Consider the following 15,235-nt stretch of genomic DNA (forward strand, 5'->3'; position numbering starts at 1 on the left):
CCGCGACCGAACCATGTCCTCAACCTCTCAGCCTGGGCGGCATTTATCCACAAGCCGCGACCCTGCCAAATAGTTTGAGTCAGTAGACCGTGGTAGTATCGAACGTATGTTCGAATCAAGGGCGGGTGTCGGGTCGTCGCCGGAGGTGATGGCCTGGTTTGACGACCTTGGCGAGCGGCAGTGTCCGTCGCGGACGCCGGAGTCCGTGGGGTTGGTGGATGAGATTTGCGTGTCGGCGCGGGCGGAGAATCGGGCCGCGGCCGCCCAGTTGGTCGCGATCGGGAAGTTGTTCGCCTACCGGTTGTCGCGGTGCTCAGAAACCGAGGAGTGGGCGATCGACACCCAGGAGGCGGTCGCTGCCGAGGTGGCCGCGGCGTTGCGGATCAGTCAGGGTCTGGCCGCCAGCCGGGTGCGGTATGCCCGCGCGATGCGTGAGCGGTTGCCGAAAGTGGGCGCGGTGTTCGCGGCCGGGGATATCGGCTACCTGATGTTTCAGATCCGTCCGAGCTGGGCATCGATCACGTATTTGTCCCGCTGCCACCAGGTACGACATCGGGGCACAGGTCGCGGATTGAAATCTCGACGAACGCAACCGAAGCCTGTTCGGTCATCTGACTGTTGTGCCACAGGAATTCGGCGACTTGCGCTGGTGTAGCACCAGCAGCAACCCGTCCGCAAACTTCGTGTCCCACAGCGATTTCCGCGCCATTGCCGTCGCTGTTATGCAAGCCGGCAGCTTCCATGTCCGATAGGAACGTGTCCTCGTCGGCATGTGCCACAGCGGGAGCCAGTATCAGGGCCAGTCCCACTAGCGCCGCGAACGATGCAGCCTGCGAAGCCTTGATGACTACGACCCGGACCAACATGATCCAAAATCCCCTGTTTGGTGACATCGCTGTGATGACGCGCCCGAATCGTCGACTACAGCCTAGACGCCTGCCGAATTACTCACATCGGAATTTGTAAAATTTGCCCTCAGAGGCGTCCTCGCTGATTCGGCCAGTACGGCGCGCACCCTGGGTCTGGAGCCGCGAACACTCTGGGGTCGTCGGGGTCGTAACCTTCATCGCGGATCGCGGAAGAATAACTCTGGCCTGTCCAGGCAGTCCATGCCACCACGCCTGATCGCAGCCGCGATCTGGGCGCACCGGTTGAATGAAGGCCAACGCCCGGCTTGACGTCTCGTTTAACTTTTCTGGTGCGTCGGTGTCCCGTCGGCGTAGCGTTAATTTGTTGGCTGCATTCGGGACAGCGTCGGAACTGGGTTCGTTTAACACACACCGAATAAGGCGCGGATCGGAGAGAATGATGCTTGCCCCCGTTCTTTTCGGATTTGGGGCGGCCCTTGCAGCAGCGGGAATCGTATTGGTTCCGAAGGCAAACGCTGCACCCCCAGATGTTGAGAATCGGTTTGTCCAAATCGTGCAACAACAGACCGGCACCACGGCAGATCGGCAGACCATCCTCGCCGCCGCATACGACGATGTGTGCGGACCCTTCCGGCCTGGGACGGTGGCCGACCTCGCCGTTCGACTTGGTATCAATCCCTACACACAAGTGGGTGCGGTACGCGAGGCAGCAACCTATACCGGTCTGTGCTTCACGTAGGAGCCAACAGGTCCGGCGACACCGCCAGTCTGGGCGTGTTCCCGCGTGGCTCGGTGTAGCTACGCCCCAGAATGTTAATCCGTGAGCGAAGGACGAAATCGTCATGCAGACAAGCTGACCATCGCCGCCGTGCGACCGTGGTGTAAGCGCCACGCACGCATACTTGCTATCGCGCTTTGGGTTTCGGTTGTAATCCTCGCCGTGGTGGTGTGTGTTCAGACCGCGATGCTGCACCGCATGGGCTGGCGCATCGCCCTGGGTACCGTGCCCGAGTGGATTTCCGCCGCTGGCACCTTGATCGCCGCAGCAGGGGTTCTGGCCGCGTTCGGCACCTTGCAAATCGGCCGCAGGGAATGGGAATCCGAACAGGCTGAACGGCGCGATCAACTGGCGAAACAGGCACAACTGATCATCGTGGAACCCACCCCGCCGCCGTTAGGCGTGTACAACGTGACACCAACCGAGGACCGGTTGGTAGTCATCCGAAATCACAGTCAGGAACCAATCTTCAACCTCAACATCGACCGCCGATCGCCAAAGGGCGCCTGGAACACTTCCTTCGAGCAAATGCTTCCAATACAGCTGGGGCAACCCCCTGCTTACAAAACCCCGCCTGACCCCGTGCCTGTCCTTCCGCCCAAGGGATCGACCGTTCATCTTCGGCCGGACAGTCGGCTGCCTTTGAGTGAACCTGTGTCGGAATACGTGAGCTTCAGCTTCACGGACGCCCGGGGCACAAAGTGGCGGCGCGTGGGGAGTCGGCAGCCGTTCCAGCAATTCGATTGAGGCGACTGAGTCTTTGGGCTTTCTGGTACGGGCGCGCCGGTTACCCGGGGCGCAAGCCGTTCGTTAGCGGGCGTCATGTGCCCGCTCTTTTGTCGTACAGTTCCTGGGCCGTGGTCACGAACACGAATGCACCGGCGCACGCCGCGTCGAACTGCGCTTCATCGAATGTGCCAGGGTTAGACCGGCCGGTTTGAACCCAGTGGTATCCGTGCGCAGCGGCAGACCCCATACGCCACAGACCTAATACTGCTGATCCAAACCAGGTGTTCGCGTCCACCAAGTGGTCACGGAGCATCGCCACCGTGTCCTTCGGTGCTGTCAGGTTCTGCACGCCTAATGCGCCTGCTTGCGATGCAAACGACGCAATGTCGGCGTCCAACTTTGCGATTGCGGCCAGCCTCGACTGTTCCTCTGATGGTTGAAGATGGCTACCAGCGAAGCCATTGAAAGCTTTTCGCTGTTCCTGCAAATTCTGGAAATTGATTTGTAAGCAGCGCAGGCGACGATCATCGCTGTTATCAGGTTCCAGCATCCAGCGCACCCGCGCCGAAGCCAGCAATGCCGTTCGCAGTGTGGTGAAGTGCGCATGATGCCGGAACGGCTGACCAGACACCAGTGCGTCGACGACCGATCCAAGATGATCGATTGCGGTGGCAACGCCGTAGGCCGCGACTTCCGAGACGACATAGGGGCGCTGGCCCGACGCATCGTCCACAGCCAAGTCGCTCCCAGGCCTCGGGGTGTGGTAGGAGGTCACCCACTGCTGACCCGTGGTCTGCACCCACGCGACCATCGCGGCCCGATGCTGCTGAATTCCCACGGCAAGCAGTTTGGCCCGTCGTTGTTTAAGGGCGCAAACTATTTTCTGCGGCACCCGCGCTGCGCCTTGCTCCTCGTGTTCCGCCGACAACGACCGATGGCCCGATTCCATCCCCAGGGCAGCATGCGGGGGAGCGAAGCAGAGTGTTCTTTAGCCAGTCGATGACATCATTTGGTGAAAACGTTTTGGGGCTGGCGCGACCAGCAGCTGCCCGACGGCACGCTGATCTTGACCTCGCCGGCCGGACACACGTATGTCACCACTCCGGGCAGCGCGCTGCTGTTTCCCAGCCTGTGCCTGGCCACCGGCGCGATACCGGCCGCCGAAGCCGACGTGGCGCCCGATTACTGCGCCGAGCGCACCGCCATGATGCCCAAACGTCGCACCACCCGCGCCCAAAACCGCGCCACACGCATCGCCACCGAACGGCGCCGTAACCGCGACGCACGACTGTCCCGGGCCGGCCCCACGGTGAACTCCACCTGGCCCAGCGCCTACGGGCCCGACGACCCGCCACCGTTCTAACGGAGTACCGGGCAGGTTCTCACATCGTTGGGTGGCACGCAGCCGACGCCGCGGCCCTAAACGGCGCGGAACGGGGTCGACCATCGATCTGATCGGCTGCCCGTTTGGGGAACCACTGCCCTTCTAGCTGGCCTGATGTGCCATGATGTCCAAGCTGTCAACACTCAGGGAGCAGCAGTGGATCTCAATTTTTCGATGGTCACACGACCGGTCGAGCGGCTGATCGCTACAGCGCAGAACGGGCTGGAAGTCTTGCGACTGGGGGGCCTGGAAACCGGCAGTGTCCCGTCGCCGTCGCAGATCGTCGAGAGCGTGCCGATGTACAAGCTCCGGCGGTATTTCCCGCCGGACAGCCGCGGTGGCCAGTCGTCCGTCGGGCCGCCGGTGCTGATGGTGCACCCGATGATGATGTCTGCGGACATGTGGGACGTCACGCGCGACGAAGGCGCCGTGGGAATCCTGCACGCCCGCGGGCTTGACCCCTGGGTCATCGACTTCGGCGAACCCGACAAGGTCGAAGGGGGCATGCGTCGCACCCTGGCCGACCACATCGTCGCGCTCAGCCAGGCCATCGACACGGTCAGGGACACCACCGGCAGCGACATCCATCTGGTGGGCTATTCGCAGGGTGGCATGTGGTGCTACCAAGTGGCCGCCTACCGGCGTTCGAAAAGCCTGGCCAGCATCGTCACCTTCGGTTCGCCGGTCGACACCCTGGCCGCGCTGCCCATGGGTATCCCGGCGAACTTCGCCGCGCCGGCCGCCAACTTCATGGCCGACCACGTCTTCAGCCGGCTGGCCATCCCGAGCTGGATGGCGCGGACCGGCTTCCAGATGCTCGACCCGCTCAAGACCGCCAAGGCGCGCGTCGACTTCGTGCGCCAGCTGCACGACCGGGAGGCGCTGCTTCCGCGCGAGCAGCAGCGCCGCTTCCTCGAGCGCGAGGGCTGGATCGCCTGGTCGGGCCCGGCCATCTCCGAACTGCTCAAGCAGTTCATCGCCCACAATCGGATGATGACGGGCGGGTTCGCCGTCAACGGCCAAATGGTCACCCTCACCGACATCACCTGCCCGGTACTGGCCTTCGTCGGCGAGGTGGACGACATCGGGCAGCCGGCATCGGTGCGCGGTATCCGGCGGGCGGCGCCGGACGCCGAAGTGTACGAATCCACCATCCGCACAGGTCATTTCGGTTTGGTCGTCGGATCCAAAGCGGCGCAACAGAGTTGGCCGACGGTGGCCGAATGGGTGAAGTGGCTGTCCGTCGGTGGCGACAAACCCGACAGCATCGACCTGATGGCCGATCAGCCCGAGGAGCACACCGACAGCGGCGTCGCGTTGAGCTCCCGGGTCGCGCACGGGGTCGGCGAAGTCTCCGAGGCGGCGCTGGGGCTGGTGCGCGGAGCCGCAACCACCGTCGTCGCGGCCAACAAGTCGGTGCGCACCCTGGCCGTCGAGACGGCCAGGACCATTCCGCGACTGGTCCGCCTGGGCCAGATCAACGACCACACCCGGATTTCGCTGGGCCGAATCATCGAAGAACAGGCTCACAACGCGCCCCAGGGCGAATTCCTCTTGTTCGACGGCCGCGTGCACACCTACGAGGCGGTGAACCGGCGCGTCAACAACGTCGTTCGCGGACTGATCGAGGTCGGCGTGCGGCAGGGAGACCGGGTCGGCGTGCTGATGGAGACCCGGCCCAGCGCGCTCGTGGCCATCGCCGCGTTGTCCCGGCTCGGCGCCATCGCGGTGGTGATGCGGCCCGACGCCGACCTCGCCGCCTCGGTGCGGCTCGGGGGAGTGACCGAGCTGCTCACCGACCCCGCCAACCTCGACGCGGTGCGCGGGTCCGACCAGGGGCTTCGCCAGGTGCTGGTTCTCGGCGGCGGCGAGTCGCGCGACCTGCACCTGCCCGACGACTCCGACGTCATCGACATGGAGCAGATCGACCCGGATGCCGTCGAGCTGCCCGGGTGGTACCGCCCCAACCCGGGGCTGGCCCGGGATCTGGCGTTCATCGCGTTCAGCGCGGCGGGCGGCGAGCTGGTGGCCAAGCAGATCACCAACTACCGCTGGGCGGTGTCCGCCTTCGGCACCGCCTCGACGGCCGCCCTGGACCGCCGCGACACCGTCTATTGCCTGACGCCGCTGCACCACGAGTCGGCTCTGCTGGTCAGCCTGGGCGGCGCAGTCGTCGGCGGCACCCGCATCGCGCTGTCGCGCGGCCTGGACCGGGACCGATTCGTCCAAGAGGTGCGCCAGTACGGCGTCACCGTGGTGTCCTACACGTGGGCCATGCTTCGCGAGATCGTCGACGATCCCGCATTCGTTCTGCAGGGCAATCACCCGGTGCGGCTGTTCATCGGTTCCGGCATGCCAACCGGCCTGTGGGGGCGCGTCGTCGAGGCGTTTGCGCCCGCTCACGTCGTCGAGTTCTTCGCCACCACCGACGGGCAGGCGGTGCTGGCCAACGTGTCCGGCGCCAAGGTCGGCAGCAAGGGCCGCCCGCTGCCGGGTGCCGGGCGAATCGAGTTGGGCGCCTACGACGTCGAGCACGACCTGATCCTGGAGAACGAGCGGGGCTTCGTGCAGATCGCCGAACCCAACGAGGTCGGCGTCCTGCTCGCCGCGTCCAACGGCCCGGTCGATCCGAGCGCGTCGGTCAAGCGCGGCGTCTTCGCCGCCGGCGACACCTGGATCTCGACCGAGTACCTCTTTTATCGCGACGACGACGGCGACTTCTGGCTGGCGGGCCGGCGCGGCTCGGTGGTGCGCACCGCGCGCGGCCTGGTCTTCGCCGAGCCGGTCACCGACGCGCTGGGTTGCATCAACGGCGTCGACCTCGCGGTGACCTACAACGTGCCGGTGGGCGATCACGAGGTGGCGGCGTCGGCGGTCACGCTGTTGCCGGGGGCCTCCATCACCGCGGCCGACCTGACCGAGGCGTTCGCCAAGCTTCCGATCGGCCTGGGTCCCGACATCGTGTGTGTGGTGCCGGAGATGAACCTGAGCGCGACGTTCCGGCCGACGGTCAGCGCCCTACGGGCGGCCGGGATTCCGAAGGCCGGGCGTCAGGTGTGGTGCTTCGATGCCGGCGCCAACCAGTACCGCCGCATGACCAGTGGAGCCCGTTCCGAGCTGAGTGGAGCGCAATCATGATCGATGACGCGCTGCTGAGCATCCTGGTGTGCCCGGACGACCGGGGACCGTTGGTGCTGGTCGGGTCCGAATTGCTCTACAACCCGCGGTTGCGGCGCGCCTATCGCATCGAGGACGGCATCCCGGTGCTGCTCATCGACGAGGCGCGCGATGTCGGCGACGACGAGCACGTCCGGCTCATGGCACAAGGCCGTCCGGCAGATCCCCGGTGAGGTAGCGCTGCAGGTTCGGTGCGACGGTTTGTGCGATGTGCTCGGGCGCTAGCGATGTGAACGGCTCCAGTTGCAGGATGTAGCGCGCCATCACCACGCCGACCAGCTGTGACGCGACGAACTGGATCCGGATGGTTCCGCTGCCCGGTGGATTGTCCACTCGGGAGCCGACTTCCACGCCGATCACGTCCTCGATGAACGTCCGGAACAGCTTGGACTCCGAACCGGCCAAAATCGACCGCAGCGTCGCGATGAACGCCGCACCAACCTCGGAGTCCCACAGCGACAACAACGTTGACGGAATCCGGTAGCCGAGCTCCTCGATGGGCACCTCGCGTAACGGGCCGATGACGGCCATCGGGTCGATCGGGATGTGCACGGCCGCGGCGAACAGCTTCTGCTTGGTGCCGAAATAGTGATGCACCAACGCCGAATCCACTCCCGCCGCGGCGGCCACCGCGCGAATCGAGGTATTGCGAATCCCGTTGCGCGCGAATAGCTCCCGTGCCTTTTCGAGAATACGGTCGCGGGTGTCGGAGTTTCCGGCCGGCCGCCCCCGCCGCCGGCGCCCGGCATTGGTGGTCGTCACGTGGACCCTCCGTGGCGACCCGCAGCGCCCGGCAGCGCCGCGCTTGCCATCGCCACTAGGGTGTCCGTCGCCGCAGTGTCGCCGCGGCCAGGCACAGCGCCGCCAGGGCGAAGCCCAGCACCACGACGATGTCGCGCACCGCGATGAACGTCAGCTCCGGGTGCGCACCGACCTGCTGCAGGGCCTCCAGCGCGTAGCTGGCCGGCAGCACATTGCTGATCCATTGCAGCCAGTGTGGCATCAGCGCGCGCGGCACGATGATGCCGGCCAGCAGCAGCTGCGGCACCATCACCAACGGGATGAACTGCACGGCCTGAAACTCGGTGCGGGCGAACGCACTACACAACAGGCCCAGGCCGACTCCCAGCACGGCGTTGACGATCGCGATGACGAACACCCACGCCGGGCTGCCGGCGGTGTCGAAACCCAGCAGCCAGAACGACACGAGGCACGCCAGAATCGCTTGCGCCGCAGCCGCGATGGAGAAGGCGGTGCCGTAGGCGATCAGCAGGTCCAGGCGGCGCAGCGGCGTGGTCAGAATGCGCTCCAGCGTGCCGGAGGCCCGTTCGCGCTGCATGGTGATCGCGGTGATGATGAACATCACGAACAGTGGGAACAGCCCGAGCAGGATCAGGCAGGCGTTGTTGAACGGGGTCGGCGTGCCGGGGCGGTGCGGGGCGTTCTGGAACATGAAGTACATCAGGCTGATCACCAGGACGGGCACGAACAGGATCATCGCGACGCTGCGATGGTCGGCGACCAGCTGGCGCAGGATTCGTGCGGTTGTCGCGGTGTAGCCGCGCAGGCTCAGCCCGCTTCGCGCATGGTGCTGCGCTTGATGATGGACAGAAACGCGTCCTCCAGTGACGTGCATCCGGTGTCCTCTCGCAGTTGGGTCGGGGTGGTGTGGGCGACCAACCGGCCGTCGCGCATCAGCAGCAGGTCGCCGCAGTGGTCGGCTTCGTCCATCACATGGCTGGAGACCAGCAGCGTGGTCCCGGTGCGAGCCAGCTCGGCGAACTGCTCCCAGAGGTCCGCGCGCAGCACCGGGTCCAGGCCCACGGTCGGCTCGTCCAGCACCAGCAGGTCGGGCTGGCAGACCAGAGCGCACGCCAGCGAAACCCGGGTGCGTTGACCGCCGGACAGGTTGGCGCACAAGGAAGTTCGGTGATCGGTCAATCCGACTCGGTCGATGGCGGCATCGGCGGCCTGGCCGTCGAAGCCGTACAGCGCCGCGAAATAGCGCACGTTGTCCACGATCCGCAGGTCGTGGTAGATGGTCGGGTCCTGCGGCAGGTAACCGATGCGGTGGCGCAGTTCGGGGGAGCCGGCCGGCCTGCCGAGCACGCTGACCGCGCCGGACGTGATGATCTGCGTGCCGACAATGCAGCGGATGAGCGTGGTCTTGCCGCAGCCGGACGGGCCGAGCAGGCCGGTGATGCTGCCCCCGGCGATCTGCACCGAGAAGTCATGCAGCGCTGGGCGTTTTCCGCGGACAACACGCAGGTGCTCGATGCGCACCGCCGGCTCCACCGGACCGGGAATTAATTCATCATGCGATGAACTCATCATGCGATGAATAATCGTCCGGTCGTGCGGGGTTGTCAAGGGCGAGATCGAGATAGAGACGGCGCGGCGCCGGTGTGCTAGTTGAACCGCTCGCCGGTGGCGGGGCGGCGCTGCGGCAGGTGGCCGTGCACGCCCTCGGCGTAGGCGGTCTCGGCGTGCTGCGTGAGGTCGACGCCGGTGGTCTCGTCTTCGGCGCTGACCCGGAAACCCATCAGCCGGTCGATGACCTTGCCCAACACGAACGTCATGGCGAACGCGTAAAGCGCGACGACGCCGATCGCCAGCGCCTGCTTGCCCAGCTGGCCGAAGCCGCCCCCGTAGAACAGGCCCTGCGGGCCCGCCGTCATGACCGCCGTCGCGAACAGGCCGATCAATGACACTCCGACCACGCCGCCGACGAAGTGCACGCCGACGACGTCGAGCGAATCGTCATAATTGAAGCGCAGTTTCGCCCCCACCGCGAACGCGCACACGATGCCCGCCGCCAGCCCGACGACCGTCGCGCCCAGCGTGTTGACCGTCCCGCAGGACGGCGTGATGGCGACCAGGCCGGCGACCACACCCGACGCCGCACCGAAAGTGGTGGGCCGGCCGTCGCGGATCTGTTCGACCGAGAGCCAGCCCAGCATGCCCAGGCACCCGGCGACCAGCGTGTTGAGGAAGATGGCCGCGGCGGTTCCGTTGGCGGCCAAGGCGGAACCGGCGTTGAAACCGAACCAGCCGAACCACAGCAGCCCGACACCGACGAACAGCAAAGGCAGGTTGTGCGGCCGCATCGCGTCCTTCTTGAACCCGATGCGCGGCCCGAGCACCAGCGCCAGCGCCAGTGCCGAAGACCCGGAGACGATCTCGACGACGAGCCCGCCCGCATAGTCGAGGACGCCCAGCTTGGCCAGCCAGCCGCCGGGGCCCCAGACCCAGTGCGCGACAATCGAATACACGGCGATCGCCCACAGCGGGACGAAGACCATCCAGGCGGCGAACTTGGCGCGGTCGGCGATCGCGCCGCTGACCAGGGCGGCCGTGATGATCGCGAACGTCAGCTGGAAGGTGGCATACAGCAGTTCGGGGACAGTGCCGTGGACGGTGCCGGGGGTGATGCCGAGCATCCCGAAATGCCTGAGGTTGCCGGCGAGTCCGCTGACCCCGTCCTCGGAGAACGCAATGGTGTAGCCGACCAGCAGCCAGGCCACCGTCACCAGCGGTATGGAGATGAAGCTCATCATCATCATGTTCAGCACACCGGTGGTGCGGACCATGCCGCCGTAGAAGATCGCCAGGCCGGGGGTCATCAGCAGAACCAGCGCGGTGCTGGCCAACAGCCACGCCGTGGCGGCGGGATCGATCGCATGCATGAGGTGGGCTCCTTCTCGCGGCCCCTGGGGTCACGGGACACCGGGATACTGCCACGTTCGGCCTGCCGGTAGGTTCGTTGGGTTCAAGAAAAGAGGATTCAGGATCTGATGTGGCCGGGGCTCGAGGACGCTTTCGCCAAGGCACGGCTGCTGCGCGGCTGTTAGTCGACCCGGTCGAGGCCGCGCGCCGGCTGTTGGGCGCCACCCTCACCGCGCGGGGCGTGAGCGGGACGGTCGTCGAGGTCGAGGCCTATGGGGGAGTTCCCGACGGTCCCTGGCCCGACGCCGCCGCACACTCGTACAAGGGGTTGCGCGCCCGCAACTTCGTGATGTTCGGGCCCCCCGGGCGGCTGTACACCTACCGCAGCCACGGCATCCACGTCTGCGCCAACGTCTCCTGCGGACCCGACGGCACCGCCGCGGCGGTGTTGCTGCGCGCCGCGGCCATCGACGACGGCACCGACGTCGCGCGCGCCCGTCGCGGCGAGCTGGTGCGCACCGCCGCCCTGGCGCGCGGCCCCGGCAACCTATGCTCTGCCATGGGAATCACCATGGACGACAACGGCATTGACCTCTTCGCGCGCAACAGCCCGGTGACCCTCGAACTGCACGAACCGCTGACCGCGACGGCCGGCCCGCGCGTCGGCGTCAGCCAGGCCGCCGACCGGCCCTGGCGGCTGTGGCTGCCCGGCCGCCCGGAGGTTTCGGCGTATCGCCGCAGCCCCCGCGCGCCGGCCCCGGGCGCCAGCGACTAGCCGGACGGTTCCCGGGTGGAAGGATCTTGGATCATGGGCGAGATGATCATCGACGAGCTGGGCTGGCGCGGCCTGATCGCGCAGTCCACCGACCTCGATGCGCTGACCGCCGAAGCCCGGCGCGGGCCGCTGACCGTGTACGCCGGCTTCGACCCCACCGCGCCGAGCCTGCACGCCGGGCACCTGGTGCCGCTGCTGGCGCTGCGCCGGTTCCAGCGCGCCGGCCATCGCCCGATCGTGCTCGCCGGAGGGGCCACCGGCATGATCGGCGACCCGCGCGACATCGGCGAGCGCACCCTCAACGAGGCCGACACCGTCGCGGAATGGACCGAGCGGATCGGCGGGCAGCTGCAACGCTTCGTCGACTTCGACGAGTCGCCGACAGGCGCAGTCGTCGTCAACAATCTGGACTGGACCCGCCCGCTGTCGGCGATCGAGTTCCTGCGTGACATCGGCAAGCACTTCTCGGTCAACGTGATGCTGGACCGCGACACCGTCCGCCGGCGTCTCGACGGCGACGGCATCTCCTACACCGAGTTCAGCTACATGCTCCTCCAGGCCAACGACTACGTCGAGTTGCACCGCCGCTACGGCTGCACCCTGCAGATCGGCGGCTCCGATCAGTGGGGCAACATCATCGCCGGCGTGCGGTTGGTGCGCCAGCAGCTGAGCGCCTCGGTCCACGCGCTCACGGTGCCACTGGTGACCGCCGCCGACGGCACCAAGTTCGGCAAGTCCACCGGGGGCGGCAGCCTGTGGCTGGACCCGGCGCTGACCACGCCGTATGCCTGGTACCAGTACTTCTTCAACACCGCCGACGCCGACGTGATCCGGTACCTGCGCTGGTTCACCTTCTTGACGGCCGACGAGCTCGGCGAGCTGGAACAGGTGACGGCCGAGCGCCCGCAGCAGCGCGCCGCACAACGGCGCCTGGCCCGCGAACTGACCGTGCTGGTGCACGGCGAGACGGCCACAGACGCCGTCGAGCACGCCAGCCGGGCGCTGTTCGGGCAGGGCGAACTCGACCGCCTGGACGAGGGCACGCTGGCGGCGGCGCTACGCGAAACCCCGGTCGCCGAACTCAAACCCGGTGCGCCCGACGGGATCGTCGACCTGTTGGTCGCCAGCGGGCTGTCCGAGAGCCGCAAGGCCGCGCGCCGCACCATCGGTGAGGGCGGCGTCTCGGTGAACAACGTCCGCGTCGACAGCGAGGAGTGGGCGCCGCGGCCGACGGACTTCCTGCACGGCAAATGGCTGGTGCTGCGCCGCGGCAAGCGCACCGTCGCCGGGGTCGAAAAGCTTTAGCCGGACCGGGGCGGATGGGCCGCGCGAAACGCGTGCGTGCACGAATCTTTACCGCACCGTGTCCTCGACGTGACCCACGGGGACCACTGTTGTCACGGTGCTTTTCGCGACGCGTGTGCGGTTGACCGGTCTGCCGATACTGGGGGTGAGCACCGGCCTGGTGGCGCTGGCGTTGTCGGCGCCGATCCGCGCAGACGTGGTGAGCAATGCATTCCTGTCGGCGCTGACGAATGCCGGAGTTTCCTATACCCAGCCGACCGGCACCACGGCGATGGGGCAGTCGGTGTGCCCGATGCTGTTCGAGCCCGGCGGATCGTTCGACGAGGTGACCGCCAAGATGGCCGAGGGCAACGGAATGTCCTACGAGATGGCGGGCCGGTTCACCATCGTCGCGATCGCGACCTACTGCCCGGCGCTGATCGCGCCGCTGGTGGGTAACCGGCCGCAAAGCTAGGCGGCGGGCTGCCCGTATTCTCGGCTGCGTGGTCGACGACAGGCAACGACAGCGCGGCGAACGGCGGGGGCGGCCGGCGTCCAACGGCTGGTCGGGTCCGGGCCGCGCGCGCCCGGCCCAGCCGCAGGCCGCCGGACGCGGGGAGGCACAGGCCGATCGCGCGCCGCAGGACGGGCCGCCGATACCGCCCGGCGTGGAAGCCAAGCAGCTGGCGCCCGAGATCCGGCGCGACCTGAGCACGCTGGACCGCGCGACCGCGGACGCCGTCGCGCGCCACCTGGTGGCCGCGGGCGAGCTGCTCGACGAAGACCCGGAGGCCGCCTTGCGCCACGCCCGGGCCGCGCGCGCCCGGTCCAGCCGGATCGCCACCATTCGCGAAGCGGTCGGCATCGCCGCCTATCACTGCGGCGACTGGGCCCAGGCGCTCGCCGAGTTGCGCGCGGCCCGCAGGATGGGCAGCAAGTCCTCGCTGCTGGCGCTGATCGCCGATTGCGAACGGGGACTTGGTCGCCCGGAGCGGGCGATCGAACTCGCGCGCGGGCCAGAGGCCGCCGAGCTCAGCGGTGACGACGCCGACGAGTTGCGCATCGTCGCGGCCGGGGCGCGCGCGGACCTCGGCCAGCTCGAGCAGGCGCTCACCATCTTGTCCACGCCGCAACTGGACCCGGCCCGCACCGGTACGACGGCCGCGCGGCTGTTCTACGCGTACGCGGACACCCTGCTGGCGCTCGGCCGCGGCGACGAAGCGCTGCAGTGGTTCCTGCACTCCGCTGCCGCGGACGTCGACGGCGTCACCGACGCCGAAGACCGGGTCAGTGAACTCGGCTGATGACCGGCTCAGATCACGCCAAAACCCTTGCGCAGCAATATGACTGCCTGCTGATAGACCTGGACGGCACGATGTTTCGCGGCCGTCGTCCCACCGAGGGCGCGGTGCAGGCGCTGGCGCAGGTGCGCGGCCGCGCCTACTTCGTCACCAACAACGCGTCGCGCAGCGCCGACGAGGTCGCCGCGCACCTGACCGAGCTGGGCTTCACCGCCGTCGCCGACGACGTCGCCACCAGCGCCCAAAGCGCGGCGCGGCTGCTGGCCGACCGGTTGCCGCCCGACTCACCGGTGCTGATCGTGGGCACCGAGGCCCTGGCCGACGAGATCACGGCGGTCGGGCTGCGCGCGGTGCGCAGCTACGACGACGGCCCGGCCGCGGTCGTGCAGGGTCTGTCGCAGACCATCGGGTGGCCGGAGCTGGCCGAGGCCGCGCTGGCCATCCGGGACGGGGCGCTGTGGGTGGCGTCCAACGTCGACCTGACGCTGCCCACCGAGCGCGGGCTGTTGCCCGGCAACGGATCGTTCGTGGCCGCGCTGCGGGCGGCCACCGGCGGCGAGCCCGAGGTCGCCGGCAAGCCGGCGCCCGGACTGCTGCGAGATGCCGCGGCCCGCGGCGACTTTCGCGCTCCCTTGGTGGTCGGGGACCGGCTCGACACCGACATCGAGGGCGCCAACGCCGCCGAGCTGCCCAGCCTGATGGTGCTCACCGGGGTCAATTCCGCGCGGGACGCGGTTTACGCCAAGCCCGCCCAACGTCCCACCTTTATCGGGAACGACCTGCGCTCGCTGCACACCGACGCCGGGCGGCTCGCGGTCGGGCCGCAGTCGGGCTGGCGGGTCGAGGCCGCGGACGCGCAGATCACGGTCAGTGCCGACGGGGCGGACGACGACGGGGATGGCCTGTCGATCGTTCGCGCGGTCGCCGCCGCGGTGTACGCGCGCCCCGATTCCGACTCAGGCGAGGTGCGCATCGAGGCCGCCGACGACCGGGCGCGCGCCGCGCTGGGGCGCTGGTCTTTGGTGCACACGGACTAACGGGTGACTAGCGTAGGAACGCGATGACTATCGATCCCGACGAGATTCGCGCCGAAATCGACGCCCTGCTCGCGCGGCTGCCCCAGCCCGGGGACGGCGAAGACCCCGAGCAGGTGCCCCTGGAACGCCAGCTCGACGAGCTGGAAGAAATAGCACGCCGCCTGTCCGAGGCGCATGACGTGCTGCTGGCCGCGCTGGAGTCGGCGGAGAAGGGCTGAGTGCGCGGATGTCGCGA

The 15,235-nt window shown here is 67.6% G+C and carries 16 protein-coding genes and 2 pseudogenes; 12 read left to right on the forward strand and 6 right to left on the reverse strand.

Translation table 11 applies throughout. The annotated features are described in order from the left end of the window. Positions 1-106: 106 nt before the first annotated feature. Positions 107-496 (forward strand): annotated as a pseudogene (locus AC5Y4T_RS25550) (DUF222 domain-containing protein); the annotation flags it as partial. 22 nt (positions 497-518) lie between these two features. On the opposite strand, the gene AC5Y4T_RS25555 reads toward AC5Y4T_RS25550, so the two are convergent. After that, on the reverse strand, positions 519-893 hold the full coding sequence (locus tag AC5Y4T_RS25555; protein WP_499956065.1) for a DUF732 domain-containing protein: 375 nt from the start codon (positions 891-893) through the stop codon (positions 519-521). Between the two features lie 412 nt (positions 894-1,305). Here AC5Y4T_RS25555 and AC5Y4T_RS25560 point away from each other — a divergent pair, with 412 nt between their 5' ends. Together AC5Y4T_RS25560 and AC5Y4T_RS25565 are read left to right on the forward strand one after the other, a co-directional pair. Further along, on the forward strand, positions 1,306-1,608 hold the full coding sequence (locus AC5Y4T_RS25560; protein WP_499956067.1) for a hypothetical protein: 303 nt from the start codon (positions 1,306-1,308) through the stop codon (positions 1,606-1,608). A gap of 81 nt (positions 1,609-1,689) precedes the next feature. Then, positions 1,690-2,394, forward strand: a complete 705-nt coding sequence (locus tag AC5Y4T_RS25565) for a hypothetical protein (protein ID WP_499956069.1) — start codon at positions 1,690-1,692, stop codon at positions 2,392-2,394. Between the two features lie 73 nt (positions 2,395-2,467). Here the strand turns inward: AC5Y4T_RS25565 and AC5Y4T_RS25570 are convergent, their stop codons facing one another. Beyond that, positions 2,468-3,214: a hypothetical protein gene (locus AC5Y4T_RS25570; RefSeq protein ID WP_499956071.1), complete on the reverse strand. Its 747-nt coding sequence runs from the start codon at positions 3,212-3,214 to the stop codon at positions 2,468-2,470. Positions 3,215-3,379: 165 nt separating this feature from the next. Between AC5Y4T_RS25570 and AC5Y4T_RS25575 the strand changes: the two are divergent. From AC5Y4T_RS25575 to AC5Y4T_RS25585, 3 genes and pseudogenes are all read left to right on the forward strand, one after another. Further along, positions 3,380-3,739 (forward strand): annotated as a pseudogene (locus AC5Y4T_RS25575) (hypothetical protein); the annotation flags it as partial. A gap of 135 nt (positions 3,740-3,874) precedes the next feature. After that, on the forward strand, positions 3,875-6,898 hold the full coding sequence (locus tag AC5Y4T_RS25580; RefSeq protein ID WP_499956073.1) for an acyl-CoA synthetase: 3,024 nt from the start codon (positions 3,875-3,877) through the stop codon (positions 6,896-6,898). Further along, positions 6,895-7,110 (forward strand): Trm112 family protein, encoded by a 216-nt coding sequence (locus tag AC5Y4T_RS25585; protein WP_499956075.1) that lies wholly within the window; start codon positions 6,895-6,897, stop codon positions 7,108-7,110. The genes AC5Y4T_RS25580 and AC5Y4T_RS25585 overlap by 4 nt, the downstream gene beginning before the upstream one ends. Here the strand turns inward: AC5Y4T_RS25585 and AC5Y4T_RS25590 are convergent. From AC5Y4T_RS25590 to AC5Y4T_RS25605, 4 genes are all read right to left on the reverse strand, one after another. Next, the gene (locus AC5Y4T_RS25590; protein WP_499956077.1) at positions 7,076-7,699 is read right to left on the reverse strand and encodes a TetR/AcrR family transcriptional regulator; all 624 of its coding nucleotides are present in this window, start codon (positions 7,697-7,699) and stop codon (positions 7,076-7,078) included. The genes AC5Y4T_RS25585 and AC5Y4T_RS25590 overlap by 35 nt on opposite strands. 55 nt (positions 7,700-7,754) lie before the next feature. Further along, positions 7,755-8,573, reverse strand: a complete 819-nt coding sequence (locus AC5Y4T_RS25595; protein WP_499920893.1) for an ABC transporter permease — start codon at positions 8,571-8,573, stop codon at positions 7,755-7,757. Further along, positions 8,507-9,271 (reverse strand): ABC transporter ATP-binding protein, encoded by a 765-nt coding sequence (locus AC5Y4T_RS25600; protein WP_499956079.1) that lies wholly within the window; start codon positions 9,269-9,271, stop codon positions 8,507-8,509. Before AC5Y4T_RS25600 ends, AC5Y4T_RS25595 begins: the two co-directional genes overlap by 67 nt. Before the next feature lie 74 nt (positions 9,272-9,345). Further along, complete coding sequence (locus tag AC5Y4T_RS25605) at positions 9,346-10,623, reverse strand: ammonium transporter (RefSeq protein WP_499956081.1); 1,278 nt, start codon at positions 10,621-10,623, stop codon at positions 9,346-9,348. Between the two features lie 110 nt (positions 10,624-10,733). Here AC5Y4T_RS25605 and AC5Y4T_RS25610 point away from each other — a divergent pair, with 110 nt between their 5' ends. The 6 genes from AC5Y4T_RS25610 (at position 10,734) to AC5Y4T_RS25635 (ending at position 15,218) form a co-directional block, all read left to right on the forward strand. Continuing rightward, positions 10,734-11,378, forward strand: coding sequence for a DNA-3-methyladenine glycosylase (locus AC5Y4T_RS25610; protein WP_499956083.1), 645 nt, complete (start codon positions 10,734-10,736; stop codon positions 11,376-11,378). A 33-nt stretch (positions 11,379-11,411) separates the two neighbouring features. Further along, positions 11,412-12,683, forward strand: a complete 1,272-nt coding sequence (tyrS, locus tag AC5Y4T_RS25615; protein ID WP_499956085.1) for a tyrosine--tRNA ligase — start codon at positions 11,412-11,414, stop codon at positions 12,681-12,683. A 97-nt stretch (positions 12,684-12,780) separates the two neighbouring features. Next, complete coding sequence (locus AC5Y4T_RS25620; RefSeq protein ID WP_499920902.1) at positions 12,781-13,137, forward strand: DUF732 domain-containing protein; 357 nt, start codon at positions 12,781-12,783, stop codon at positions 13,135-13,137. Between the two features lie 28 nt (positions 13,138-13,165). Continuing rightward, positions 13,166-13,966: a tetratricopeptide repeat protein gene (locus AC5Y4T_RS25625; protein WP_499956087.1), complete on the forward strand. Its 801-nt coding sequence runs from the start codon at positions 13,166-13,168 to the stop codon at positions 13,964-13,966. Beyond that, the gene (locus tag AC5Y4T_RS25630; protein WP_499956089.1) at positions 13,966-15,000 is read left to right on the forward strand and encodes an HAD-IIA family hydrolase; all 1,035 of its coding nucleotides are present in this window, start codon (positions 13,966-13,968) and stop codon (positions 14,998-15,000) included. Before AC5Y4T_RS25625 ends, AC5Y4T_RS25630 begins: the two co-directional genes overlap by 1 nt. A 23-nt stretch (positions 15,001-15,023) precedes the next feature. Continuing rightward, entirely contained in the window at positions 15,024-15,218 is a 195-nt protein-coding gene (locus tag AC5Y4T_RS25635; protein WP_499920908.1) for a hypothetical protein, read from the forward strand. Positions 15,219-15,235: the final 17 nt, after the last annotated feature.

The organism is Mycobacterium sp. NGS11 (assembly GCF_059813315.1).

Excerpts from the sequence above, each read along its gene's own strand:
- AC5Y4T_RS25555 (WP_499956065.1), bottom strand. The coding sequence starts at position 893 with ATGTCACCAAACAGGGGATTTTGGATCATGTTGGTCCGGGTCGTAGTC.
- AC5Y4T_RS25560 (WP_499956067.1), top strand. The coding sequence starts at position 1,306 with ATGATGCTTGCCCCCGTTCTTTTCGGATTTGGGGCGGCCCTTGCAGCA.
- AC5Y4T_RS25580 (WP_499956073.1), top strand. The coding sequence starts at position 3,875 with ATGTGCCATGATGTCCAAGCTGTCAACACTCAGGGAGCAGCAGTGGAT.
- AC5Y4T_RS25585 (WP_499956075.1), top strand. The coding sequence starts at position 6,895 with ATGATCGATGACGCGCTGCTGAGCATCCTGGTGTGCCCGGACGACCGG.
- AC5Y4T_RS25595 (WP_499920893.1), bottom strand. The coding sequence starts at position 8,573 with ATGCACGTCACTGGAGGACGCGTTTCTGTCCATCATCAAGCGCAGCAC.
- AC5Y4T_RS25600 (WP_499956079.1), bottom strand. The coding sequence starts at position 9,271 with ATGATGAGTTCATCGCATGATGAATTAATTCCCGGTCCGGTGGAGCCG.
- AC5Y4T_RS25605 (WP_499956081.1), bottom strand. The coding sequence starts at position 10,623 with ATGCATGCGATCGATCCCGCCGCCACGGCGTGGCTGTTGGCCAGCACC.
- tyrS (WP_499956085.1), top strand. The coding sequence starts at position 11,412 with ATGGGCGAGATGATCATCGACGAGCTGGGCTGGCGCGGCCTGATCGCG.
- AC5Y4T_RS25630 (WP_499956089.1), top strand. The coding sequence starts at position 13,966 with ATGACCGGCTCAGATCACGCCAAAACCCTTGCGCAGCAATATGACTGC.
- AC5Y4T_RS25635 (WP_499920908.1), top strand. The coding sequence starts at position 15,024 with ATGACTATCGATCCCGACGAGATTCGCGCCGAAATCGACGCCCTGCTC.